Source organism: Clostridium sp. CTA-19 (assembly GCF_054767855.1).
Window position 1 is genome coordinate 1 of the sequence record NZ_BAAABH010000055.1, and the last position, 12,111, is coordinate 12,111.

Sequence of the window (12,111 nt, forward strand, 5' to 3'; positions counted from 1 at the left end):
ATGGAAAACATGCTTTGGTACGCCTGTCCTTCTTGTTACGGCTGTAGACTTTGAATATAGCTTTTGTTTAGTTTTATATCTTAAACTGAAATTTTACTCCCTTAAATTCAAAGAAACTGGTAGTCCAGTTTCCTCCATAATTGTCAATTCTCCATTGTCAAATGTCAATTCCTAATTGATTGCCCTTTGTCCATTGTTAATTTCTAAAAAGCTATCTAAAACTCCTAAACAAGCAACTATTTAAAATTCTACTTCCATCACAAGAGGGACAGGTTCATTTTTGGATAGTTTCTTTGTTTTAGCTGTAGATTCCACAAATGCTGTATTCCCATCACCTAATAAGCAAAGAACCAGTACCCGATACTTTGGTTTTAGTGAATAATCTAAATAAGTAATTGTTCACAGTATTGCTCCATCATGAATGGAACTTTTTCAGTTAAAAATTAATAGGGAGCAGTTAATAGTTGTGGTTATTACTACTCATTTTATTCCTAGTAATGCTAAACGTAGTTTTATCTAAAATATTTTTGTTTCTAGTAATTCTAAGTCATTTATTATTATTTTTTTAGTACCTATAAGTTTTATTATATTTTCATCTTCTAATAAGGCTAATTTTCTGCTCAATGTTTCTCTTGCTATTCCACAGTAATTAGCCATTCCCTCTCTATTAAGTGGTAAATTTATTTCTATCTTCATATTAGTTTTCTTTCCATATTTCGCTGAAAACTCTAAGAGCATACAACATATTCTTGCTTCTGGACTGTTATTTGATAGATTTTTTGATAAATTTTCTACCTCTATTAATCTTTTGTTTAGTTCAGAAAGAAGTTTTAAACAAATTGAAGGATTCGAAAATAATATTTCTTTTAAGTCATTTCTTGAAATTGTACATAATTCAGTATTTTTAATAGCAATTGCAGATACATTGCTTTCAGAAGTTTCTCCTAATATATTACTCTCTCCAAGAAAATCTCCAACACTTAATATGTTTAATATTTGTTCTTTTCCAGAAGCAGTATTTTTACTTAATTTAACCATTCCTTCACTTATAATAAATAATTTTGAAACTTTATCCCTTTCTAAAAATAAGCTTTCTCCTTTTTCTAAGCTCATATGCTTTCTTATATCTATTATCCTATCTAATTCTTCTTTAGAAAGAGATTCAAATATAGGTATTTCCTTTGCATATAATTTACTTGCACACTTTTCACAGCAAAAATCACAATCCAAAATAAACACCTCCTAATAAAAATTGCACACTTAATTCATATTTCAAAATACAAAAAGTATTAATATATTTATAAACATATTAATACTTTTTATTATAAACTAATAGAATATATTTTATTACTTGCAATCCTCAGGAGTAAAACTACAATATCCTATGTTATCACATTTTATTTTCATTTCATCCCACTTAGTTTCACTTTTAATACTTTCTAAAGCTGTGGGATATAATATGTAATTTTCTTTAAAGATATGATCCTTTAATTCAAAACAAATATCATTTGAAAGTTTTTTCAGTTTCATTTTATATTCATTAAAATCCATATCATAAACTGATTCACTTAACTTTTTTAATTCCTTTTTCTTTTTTCTTAACTCTTCATGTTCAAGTCTCATTATTCTAGTTGGTCCAGTAACTTCTCTTACTTCAAGTTCTGGAAATAAGACATCTTCCTCTCTTTTATGATGTAGTTCAGCATCTAATATATTATCAATTAATTTAGTTACCTTTTCAAATTCTACTCTATTTTTATTAAAACTGCCCATGTCTAGTATTGTTTTTGTTACTTCATCTAGTTCTCTTAAAAAACTTAAAATCAATTCATGCTCCTCTATTAATGTATATAAAACATGTCCTTTTGATATATTACTTTGTAATTTTTCAAGTTCATCTTTCAAAACCATCATATGAATTTCGCATAGATGCCTTAACTCACTAGGATTCATCCCCTCTTCTATTAAACTTTGTTCTGCTATAGACAGTTCTAGAGGTGTTATTGACTTAACTAAATTTAATCCCTTTTCTTTTAATTCTTCTGTTATTCCATATTTATTTAACTCTTTTAAAACAATAGTCAATTCCTTTATTTTTTCTTCATTAGCAGCTTTGCTTGCTCCTATATTTAATATAATTGTGTTGTTTTTCAATTTAACCACCCCTTATTTATACCTTTTAAATAAAATATTATTCTCTTTATGAATATGAATAAATAAATCTTTTTCAAGTTCATGCAATTTTGAATATAATAATTCAAAACTTGTACATGCCCATTCTGGAACAGTATATCCATCTGTAATAGTATCTAATTCTTTGATTATATCTCCAGCTACTTCATGTTCTTCTATAAAACTTTGTATTTCTTCTATTAACTGTTCTCTTTCATTCTTATTAATTACTTTTCCAAGTTCAATTATTTTTGGAAACAACTCTTTTTCTTCCTTTATTAAATGTTCTTCCAATTCAAATTTTAGTGTTCCAAAAAGCTTATTAACTCTCTTTAAAACTTCTGGTAAATGATTATAATGAACTTTAAATACTTTTAATAACAAAGGACTAATATCATTTAATAATTCAAAGGTTTTAGTGTGATGAACATTTATTATATGATTGATTAATTCTTCTGAAGATTTTTCATTCCAGTTTACATATGAAGAATTATTAGCTACAAATTTATCAAATTCTATATTTACATTTTTAATAAACTTATCTACATCAATTCCTTTTTCTTTTAATGCAACCTCTAAATTTTTATTTCCACCACAACAATAATCTAATTGCATATTATTAAATTTCTCTACAATTCCTGGATAAATGATAACACATTCACTTAAACTTAAATTTTTATTTATTTTTCTATTTTCATTTATATTTTTTATCATATTAATTTCCTCCAAAATTTTTAATTTTTATTATAGAATCTTTTAAAACTAAATTCAAAACTTTTACTCTGTGTTTATGACTAAATTATATATAAAACAAAAAAATAAAAATGTGATTGTAATCAAGTTTTTTAATAAATATATTTGAATTCTAAAACTATTAAAATTTCTACTAAGATTGTCACACTAATTTTATAAATGAATATTATTAATTATGTTACCAGTAACTATATGTATCAGTTCAATATAATATAGTTCACACTCATAAAAATATCAATTTTTAGAGAATAAATTGAATATTTATTTAATTGCGCAAAACTTAATGTTATAATTAGGAAATGATTGCACTATGGGATTATAAGATGAATTTTTAAATTGTGCATTTATCAAATGAGGAAATTTAAGGTTAACATCATACTAATAGTTGATAACTTATTTTAATTAATAGTTGTGTTTATTATTACTCACTAATAATGCTAACCGTATTTTTTATAAAATAAATTTAAAACAAGGAGAAATATAATGAGATTTTTAAATCCAATGATAGTTGTTTCGGATATGGAAAAGTCAAAACAATTTTACTATGAAGTGCTTGGTTTAGAAGTTGTTGTTGATTTTGGTGCAAATGTAACTTTAACAGGTGGGATTGCATTACAAACAAAAGATACTTGGTCGAATTTTATTCACAAACAAAATAGTGAATTTTTTTTTGGTGGAAATGTAGCAGAGTTATATTTTGAAGAGGATGATTTTAATGGCTTTATTCAAAAAATAAATAGCATTGAAGGTATTAACTATGTTCATACTATTGTAGAACATTCTTGGGGACAGCGTGTTATTCGTTTTTATGATCCTGATAAACATATTATTGAAGTAGGAGAAAATATTACAATGGTTGTCAAAAGATTTTTAAATAGTGGTCTATCAATTGAAGAAACTGCTATCAGAATGGATGTATCCGTTGATTATATAAAATCTTGCTTAGAGTAGATTATGAGCATAACCTATGTACAATCTTCTTAAAATACGAATTAAGGGAAGTCAAATGACTTCCCTTAAAAATATATACTTTCAACACAATCTTAAAACATAGCCAAATTTTAAAATTATTAAAGTCTTTACTAAGATTTTGATAGTAATTTTATAAATGAATAATATTAGAAATAAATATTATAATAATTTTCCTTTATATAATAATATGTACTTAAATCTTATATTATAATTAACATGAAATCTAGTATTTTTTCATTTCATGCGATGTCACAATTGCACTTATTGTACCTAGTGTTCCTAAAGTTAGTAATACTTTTGATGAAGAAATTCTTCCTAGTGTTAAACATCCTACACCTATTGCTGCTGATAAAACTCTACTCAATTTTAATCCTGATTTTGTAGGTTTAGGAATATCCATCTCAATACCAACTGCATTATTGACCTTACTAAATGTTGAATTCAATTTTTCAATCATAGTTATATCTCCTTTCTAAATAAATTAATTTAAAATCAAATTTATCATTGGGTTAATAAGCAGTAAAAAACTTAGACAAAGAATTCTAATACTATGTTTTTTCCTCTTATAAATCATATATATCCCAACAAGAAACAAACTTGCAGAAACTATAACTGAAATATAACTTAAAATTGTTATAGTACTAGCACTTAAATGAATAATAGAAATTTGTGTTGGAATAGAAAATAGAAATTTGTTTAATAAAGCTTTCATTACTAATATCCTCCAAATTTAATTTATATTAAAGATTTTATTAATTGAACTATCTAACAAAAATTCAAAAATTTCATATTTGTTATAGCCAAAGTCTTTTTCCATAGTTGCTGTAAATAATAATGTACTAATAATTCCATATGCTTTTTCTTTTGGAATTTTTAAGCTTAATCTCGAATTTTCTAAAGCATCACTAAAGAAATTCTCATTATTTTTTTTAAGATACTCAATACTTTCTTTAGGTAACTTATTTAAAAATAAAATGTAATCTGAGTTGTTAAAATCATATAGTCTAGGATGTTTAGCATATTCTTTGAAAAGCCATTTAAGTGCTTCTTTAAATCCATCAATGCCTAAGTTAGATTGAATAATTTGATTCCACTTATTTTTTAATTCATTTTGAATCATAGAAAATACTTCAACAAATAGTTCTTCTTTAGTTTCATATAAACGGTAAAATGAACCTGTAGAAATTCCTATTTCCTTTGTTAGGGAAGCAATACTTGTCATTTTGTAACCATTGTTTCTCCAGCTATATTCGCAAGCTTTTCTTAAACTATTTTTTAACTTTTTAATATCCTCATCTGAAAAATTTTTAGCCATTCTATATCCCCTTTCATAATTATGAATTGCTCATTCATTACACTTATGAATATTTTATATATTTTATTCATGAATATATATTATATTATATTCATGATAATGTCAATATTATACTTCATTCGAAAATTATTCTCTTAAATTTAGTATCTTTAATTATAGGATTCCAAACTGAAATTTTAACTTATTCACCTATTCAACATATTTTTAATGGCAATTATAACTTTAAGCTAGTTATGATTTTTAGTTGTAACTTAGAAATCCTATAGTATTCAATAAAACATAGTTTCAATTATCACAACTTTATTTTTGTTTTTTTATATAAATTGAATTTTAAACATATTAAAAATACCTATATCCAACAGATATAGGTATTCTTAAATTTAAATAGCCGATAATAATAATACTTATCCCCTATTTTACTATCCAGTTTTATTTTATTAACTTCTTCACTATCTATATAAAACAACACTAGTATCTTCAAAAATAGATATAGCTTTTCTAAGTAATTAGCTTATATAGTTTCTATTTCAACCTGTATTGCTGTAGCCCCTTCAAGTTGAATCCAATTTAAATTTGCTTTAAATTCTAAACCAACCTTATCTAAATTACATATATTTTCAACAACATAAGCACCATTATTTTCAACATATTTATCTATTACAACATGGTCCTTTCCATGTTGTATTCCCCCTAAATCAATTCCTATTAATTTTACATTATAATCTAATAATTTATCTACAATCTTATTAGTTAAATATGGCCTTGTATCAGAATTAAAATATTCTTCACTTCCGTATCCATACTTTTCTAAATATCCTGTTCTGAAAATTATAAAAGAGTTTTCTTTAATAGATATACTATCTATTACGTTAATATCTATAACTTCTATATTTCTAACATCTATTATTTGCGTCTCTATTTCTGATGGCAATTCTATATTTGTTAGATTATAGCAATCTATATGTGTTCCTATATGCTGTCTTTGATGTGCTGGTTGTGAATCACCCCATTTTAGTATTTTATCTGGAATATTAAATTCTTTTAAATGTAAATTCATATTATATATCTCCCTTTGATTTTATTATTTCTTCTAAATAGTTATTAAACTTTATTAAGAAATTAGCTACAACTTCTTGTTCTTTTTCTGATACATCTTTAAAAAAGATATCATTTCGTTCTTCCCATTCTTTATGCTTTATCTCATGATGTTTATATAATTTTTTACCTAAGTCTGTTAATTTAAAATATATTTCCTTATCATTATTAGGTTTTTTATATGTTTCTATCAGCTTAGCATTTATAAGCTTTTTACTAATCTTGCTTATTGCCCCTCTTGTCATATTCATACCTTTAGCTATTTTAGTAACATTAGGATTTTCTATTTTACCTATTAAATCTATGCAGTGTATTTCTGAAATTCCGTAGTTTTCATATTCTCCTTTAAAAACTAGCTTACCTAATAATTCTTCTTTCTCATATATCTCTTTAAATTTATTTATAATTATATCATTCATTTTAATCACCTCTTTGCTGATTTTTAAAACAAGATTTTTATTTTTGTTTCCTTGGAAATAATATTATATTATTTTTGTTTCCTTGTCAACAATATATTCTTTCAAAATTAACATTAATAAAGCAGAAGGTCTAAACCCATAAAAAACTGCCCCAAAATAGATTCATAGTCTATTTTGAGGCAGTTTTATTTCTTAATTTTAAAATTATTATTTTCTATAGAATTCTCTTATTTTTTCACAAACATACTCTACTTCTTCTTCTTTTAATTCTGGATAAATTGGAAGTGCTAGTATTCTTTCTGATACTCTTTCAGCTACTGGGAAATCTCCTTTTTTGTATCCTAAATAGCTAAAGCAGTTTTGAAGGTGTAATGGTATTGGATAGTATATACTTGTTCCTATTCCATTATCTTTTAAATATTGATTTAATTCATCTCTCTTATCACATGTTACATTAAATACATAATAAACAGGTTTTTGATCACCTTTAACTTTTGGTAAAGTTATTTCAGGTATATCTTTTAATCTTTCAACATATAAATCGTGTATTTTGTTTCTCTTTTCAATTGAATCATTGATATATTTTAATTTTATACGTAGTACAGCTGCTTGAATGTTATCAAGTCTTGAGTTATATCCTATATACTCATAATGATATTTCTCTTTTGCACCGTGTACTCTAAGCATTTTTGTTAAATCAGCAAGTTCATCATTATTTGTAACGATTAATCCACCATCACCATAAGCTCCTAATGTTTTTGTAGGGAAGAAAGAATATATTCCCATATCACCTATAGTTCCTGCGTGTCTATAAGTGTCTCCTTTTCCTTTCCATTGCATTCCGAAAGCTTCTGCTGCATCTTCTAATACAGATAAATTGTGTTTTTTAGCTATATCCATTATATCATCCATATTAGCCATTTGGCAGAATAAGTGAATTGGAAGAATTCCAACTGTTTTATCAGTTATTGCTTCTTCAATTTTTGTAGTATCTATATTAAATGTTTCTTCATCTATATCTACAAATACTGGTTTTCCTTTGTGTTTTGCTAAGCATGATGTTGATGCTAAGAAAGTAAATGGTGAAGTTATTATTTCATTTCCATCTTTATAATTTAATATATCTGATGCCATAACTAATGCATCTGTTCCTGAAGCTACCCCAATAGCATGCTGTGCAGCTGTATATTCTTGTATTTCTTTTTCAAAAGCTTTTACATCATCACCTAGAGTTTGAACTCCGTTTCTTATTGAATTTAGTATAGCTTCATTAAATTCTTCCATTTTTTCATCATATTCTCTTTTTGAAGTATAAAATCCTACTTTCACTAATATCTCTCCTTTTTTATAAAAAATATTTATTTTATTTTACTGATTCTACTGCCTTGATAAGTTCTTCTACTACATATTTTGCATCTTCCAAATCTAGTGTTGAATACACTGGAAGTGTTATTTCATTTTTATATTGATTATATGCATTTGGATAATCTTCTATTTTATATCCTAATTGCTTATATAGTGTAAACATTGGAAGTGGTGTAAAGTGAACATTAGTTGCTATGTCTTTTTTAGCTAACTCTTCTATCACTTTATTTCTATCATCCTCTTCAAATCCTTTTAATCTTAAAGGATATAAATGATATGATGTTTCCATTTCTTCATTTTTAGAAAATGGAATTATAGCCCAGTCTTTGCCTTCTAAGGCTTTATTATAAATATCAAATATTTGTCTTCTTTTCTCTAACATGCCTTCATATCTATCTAATTGAACAACACCTATTGCAGCATGTAAATCAGACATATTGCACTTGAATCCATCAGTTACTATATCATATTTCCAAGCTCCAGCTTTCATTTTAGATAATGCATCTTTTGTTTGTCCGTGTAATGAAGTATATTTTAACTCACGGAATATATCTTCTTTTCCATGTAAGTGGTTGTTATTGAAAGTTACTCCACCACCTTCAGATGTAGTTAAATTTTTAACTGCATGGAATGAAAATACGTGAAAATCATATTGTGTTCCAACTTTTTTTCCTTTATATGAAGCACCAAAAGAATGGGCAGAATCTGCTATAAGTAATATATCTTCTCTATTTAATTTTTTAAGTATAGCTCTTACTTTATCATAATCTACAGGAACTCCTGCAAAATCTACAGTTATTATCGCTTTTGTTTTTTCAGTTATAGCTTTTTCTAATTTATCTAAATCCATTATAAAACTGTCTTTTGCAACATCTACAAATTTTGGTTTTATTCCTCTATGTAGAATAACACTTGCACTTGCTGTGTAAGTATATGGAGTTGTTATTACTTCATCGCCTTCTTTTATATCAAAAACTTTTAGTATAAGCTCCATACCAGCAGTTGCACTACCTAATGCTACTGCATTTTCAGATTCACAATAAGTTTTCATTTTTTCTTCAAATTCTAAAACTTTAGGACCAGATGTAATCCATCCTGATTTTAAAACCTCAACTACATTTTCTATTTCTTTTTCTGTAATATCTGGTGGTGAAAATGGTATTTTTTTACTCATTTTAAAATCGCTCCTTTTATTTATTATTTTATCTATTTAAAAAGTTTTTAATACTATTTAAAATTTTTATTTTCTTCCTTTAAAATATCCTGTATCTTTAGTTATATAAATATATCCTTTTTCTTCTTTTTCTTTTTCAAGTATTTTTTCTAATTCTATAAGTTTATTTTCATTAAGTCTTTTGACTATATCACTTTCCATAGAAATTATATAATCAATTAGTGCCTTTTCTTCTGTTATCTTAAGATTATCCATATATCTTTTGCTTTCTACATCTTTAAAAACCTTTGACAGAATATCATATCCATTTTCAATTTGAAATTTATTAGTCAAATTAAAACTTTCAACTTCTAATATTTCTTCATCAACCTTTGATAAAAAATCTCTCATTTCCATCATATGACTCTTTCCGACAGTAGATGCAAATATATATCCATCTTTTTTAAGAACTCTTTTTATTTCCCCTAAAGCCTTTTCTATATCATTTAAATGATACAGCATATGGTTTGCTATAACTATATCAAAAGTTTTATCTTCATAGGAAATATTTTCAGCATCTTCAACATTAAAATGAAATCTTTTAAGTTTTCCTTTTAAATTGGACTTAGCATCTTTAAGCATACCTTCTGAAAAATCCGTTATATAAATTTCCCAACCTTTAGGTATTTTATTATAATTTTTAGCCCATAAGCTACCATCACCTCAGCCAAGTTCTAGAACCTTACAATTTTCCTTTAATGGTAGTTCTTTAAAGAACCATTCCATCCAACCTTCTTCGTTAATACTAAATTTTTCATGGATGTTTATTCTAGCTTTTAAATTTGAAGCATCTTTATATTGCTTCATCCACTTATTATCCTTATTTATTAAACTTATTATGTTTATAAACTTGTTCCAATTTAAATTTTTATCTTCTTCTATCATATTTAATGTTTCATCGATTGCTTGAATTACATTAAACTCGTGGTTTATCTTTTCTTTAATTATTTTCTTTTGTATTTTTAGAGACTTCTTAAAATCATTATCCTTTAAATCTTCTGTCATAATATCTTTTATCTCATCTAATGATAATCCAATAAACTTTAAAGTTAATATCTTTTGTAACTTAGGAAAATCTTCTTTGCTATATAATCTATGACCAGCTTCATTATATGAAGAAGGTTTTAAAAGATCAATTTTATCATAATACCTTAAAGTTCTTAAAGTTACACCTGCTTTTTTAGCAAACTCACCTACAGTAAATTGTTCTTTTAAATTATCTTTCATTTAGCATAAATCCTTTCAATTTCTCTTTTTAATACAAGATAATAATTTATATTTAGTAACATTATACAATTATATATTAACTCATGACGTAACGTCAACGTCAATACTTTTTTATAATATTTTTTTAATAATGATATTATTATAAAAAATAATAAGGTTTTTAATTTATTATATTAATTTGTTAATAAATTAACTTTCAAAACTATTTTTATATAATATATAATTCTAATCATTACATATTATATTGTAGAGTAATGTTTTTTGTTCTACAAAACTTTATCTTTTTCAACATTATTTATAAACTTTAGACTTGATACTTTTGTTGATTTTAGTTTCTCTCCAATATTACTCGAAGTCGGTCCCGAACATCTACGCAGCAAAGCTGCTATTTTAGGACTGGCTTTGATTAATTTAGGTTTTATTGATAATCTTTCGATTTCACTAAAAAAATAACTTATGGAAAACATGCTTTGGTACGCCTGTCCTTCTTGTTACGGCTGTAAACTTTGAATATAGCTTTTGTTTAGTTTTATATCTTAAACTGAAATTTTACTCCCTTAAATTCAAAGAAACTGGTAGTCCAGTTTCCTCCATAATTGTCAATTTTCCATTGTCAAATGTCAATTCCTAATTGATTGCCCTTTGACCATTGTTAATTTCTAAAAATCTATCTAAAACTCCTAAACAAGCAATTAACCAAAATTTTTACACCATTACAAGAGGGACAGACGCGTAATTGGCTACTTTACTATACTTTAGACTTGATACTTTTGTTGATTTTACCTTTCTTAAACACCACTCAAAGTCAGTCCCTATCATAGTTTTATCTAAACTCCTTAGCAACTAGCAAATTATAGCATTGGCTCCATCACAAATGGGACAGGCACGGTAAGTTTATTTTCTTCTTTACCATTTGATGCTCTACTAATTTTACATTACTAACATAATAGTTCAAAGCCAGTCCCTAACAAATACGCTACTTTGTAACTCAAGTACTGGTTCTTTGCTCGGTAATTTATTTTATCTAGCCTATTTTATTGAGTACAGAAATTTTTATGGTTGTACAACCTAAGTGAACCTGTCCTTCTTGTTACGGCTGTAGACTTTGAATATAGCTTTTGTTTAGTTTTATATCTTAAACTGAAATTTTACTCCCTTAAAATTCAAAGAAACTAGTAGTCCAGTTTCCTCCATACTGTCTAAAAATCTAAGAAAACAATTCACCAAAATTTTTACACCATTACAAGAGGGACAGACGCGTAATTGGCTACTTTACTATACTTTAGACTTGATACTTTTGTTGATTTTAGTTTCTCTCCAATATTACTCGAAGTCGGTCCCGAACATCTACGCAGCAAAGCTGCTATTTTAGGACTGGCTTTGATTAATTTAGGTTTTATTGATAATCTTTCAATTTCACTAAAAAAATAACTTATGGAAAACATGCTTTGGTACGCCTGTCCTTCTTGTTACGGCTGTAGACTTTGAATATAGCTTTTGTTTAGTTTTATATCTTAAACTGAAATTTTACTCCCTTAAATTCAAAGAAACTGGTAGTCCAGTTTCCTCCATAATTGTCA

Annotated in this window: 10 protein-coding genes and 1 pseudogene; 1 reads left to right on the forward strand and 10 read right to left on the reverse strand. The window is 26.0% G+C overall.

The window, feature by feature from the left end; all coding sequences use genetic code 11:
- Nucleotides 1-516 precede the first annotated feature (516 nt).
- The 3 genes from ACYUE0_RS17095 to ric form a co-directional block, all read right to left on the reverse strand.
- Entirely contained in the window at nt 517-1,230 is a 714-nt protein-coding gene (locus tag ACYUE0_RS17095; RefSeq protein WP_460271785.1) for a Crp/Fnr family transcriptional regulator, read from the reverse strand.
- A gap of 117 nt (nt 1,231-1,347) precedes the next feature.
- The gene (locus tag ACYUE0_RS17100) at nt 1,348-2,154 is read right to left on the reverse strand and encodes a DUF438 domain-containing protein (protein WP_460271787.1); all 807 of its coding nucleotides are present in this window, start codon (nt 2,152-2,154) and stop codon (nt 1,348-1,350) included.
- Between the two features lie 12 nt (nt 2,155-2,166).
- Nucleotides 2,167-2,886 carry an iron-sulfur cluster repair di-iron protein gene (gene ric / locus ACYUE0_RS17105; protein WP_460271789.1) on the reverse strand — a complete coding sequence of 240 codons (720 nt, stop codon included), beginning with the start codon at nt 2,884-2,886 and terminating at the stop codon, nt 2,167-2,169.
- Between the two features lie 522 nt (nt 2,887-3,408).
- Between ric and ACYUE0_RS17110 the strand changes: the two genes are divergently transcribed.
- Nucleotides 3,409-3,876, forward strand: a complete 468-nt coding sequence (locus ACYUE0_RS17110) for a VOC family protein (RefSeq protein ID WP_010296662.1) — start codon at nt 3,409-3,411, stop codon at nt 3,874-3,876.
- Nucleotides 3,877-4,120: 244 nt separating this feature from the next.
- On the opposite strand, the gene ACYUE0_RS17115 is transcribed toward ACYUE0_RS17110, so the two are convergent.
- From ACYUE0_RS17115 to ACYUE0_RS17145, 7 genes and pseudogenes are all read right to left on the reverse strand, one after another.
- Complete coding sequence (locus tag ACYUE0_RS17115) at nt 4,121-4,354, reverse strand: hypothetical protein (RefSeq protein WP_460271791.1); 234 nt, start codon at nt 4,352-4,354, stop codon at nt 4,121-4,123.
- Between the two features lie 273 nt (nt 4,355-4,627).
- Nucleotides 4,628-5,212 (reverse strand): TetR/AcrR family transcriptional regulator, encoded by a 585-nt coding sequence (locus tag ACYUE0_RS17120; RefSeq protein WP_460271793.1) that lies wholly within the window; start codon nt 5,210-5,212, stop codon nt 4,628-4,630.
- A gap of 511 nt (nt 5,213-5,723) precedes the next feature.
- Nucleotides 5,724-6,269: a cyclase family protein gene (locus ACYUE0_RS17125; RefSeq protein WP_216451672.1), complete on the reverse strand. Its 546-nt coding sequence runs from the start codon at nt 6,267-6,269 to the stop codon at nt 5,724-5,726.
- Between the two features lies 1 nt (nt 6,270).
- The gene (locus ACYUE0_RS17130) at nt 6,271-6,726 is read right to left on the reverse strand and encodes a MarR family transcriptional regulator (protein WP_460271795.1); all 456 of its coding nucleotides are present in this window, start codon (nt 6,724-6,726) and stop codon (nt 6,271-6,273) included.
- A gap of 207 nt (nt 6,727-6,933) precedes the next feature.
- Nucleotides 6,934-8,055, reverse strand: coding sequence for a DegT/DnrJ/EryC1/StrS family aminotransferase (locus ACYUE0_RS17135; RefSeq protein WP_216451675.1), 1,122 nt, complete (start codon nt 8,053-8,055; stop codon nt 6,934-6,936).
- A 34-nt stretch (nt 8,056-8,089) separates the two neighbouring features.
- The gene (locus ACYUE0_RS17140) at nt 8,090-9,265 is read right to left on the reverse strand and encodes a DegT/DnrJ/EryC1/StrS family aminotransferase (protein WP_460271797.1); all 1,176 of its coding nucleotides are present in this window, start codon (nt 9,263-9,265) and stop codon (nt 8,090-8,092) included.
- Nucleotides 9,266-9,331: 66 nt separating this feature from the next.
- A pseudogene (locus ACYUE0_RS17145) lies at nt 9,332-10,531 on the reverse strand (MerR family transcriptional regulator).
- Nucleotides 10,532-12,111 lie beyond the last annotated feature (1,580 nt).

What these genes read in the sequence shown, in the direction of transcription:
- ACYUE0_RS17125 (WP_216451672.1), bottom strand. Translation starts at nt 6,269, where the DNA reads ATGAATTTACATTTAAAAGAATTTAATATTCCAGATAAAATACTAAAA.
- ACYUE0_RS17120 (WP_460271793.1), bottom strand. Translation starts at nt 5,212, where the DNA reads ATGGCTAAAAATTTTTCAGATGAGGATATTAAAAAGTTAAAAAATAGT.
- ric (WP_460271789.1), bottom strand. Translation starts at nt 2,886, where the DNA reads ATGATAAAAAATATAAATGAAAATAGAAAAATAAATAAAAATTTAAGT.
- ACYUE0_RS17115 (WP_460271791.1), bottom strand. Translation starts at nt 4,354, where the DNA reads ATGATTGAAAAATTGAATTCAACATTTAGTAAGGTCAATAATGCAGTT.
- ACYUE0_RS17140 (WP_460271797.1), bottom strand. Translation starts at nt 9,265, where the DNA reads ATGAGTAAAAAAATACCATTTTCACCACCAGATATTACAGAAAAAGAA.
- ACYUE0_RS17130 (WP_460271795.1), bottom strand. Translation starts at nt 6,726, where the DNA reads ATGAATGATATAATTATAAATAAATTTAAAGAGATATATGAGAAAGAA.
- ACYUE0_RS17110 (WP_010296662.1), top strand. Translation starts at nt 3,409, where the DNA reads ATGAGATTTTTAAATCCAATGATAGTTGTTTCGGATATGGAAAAGTCA.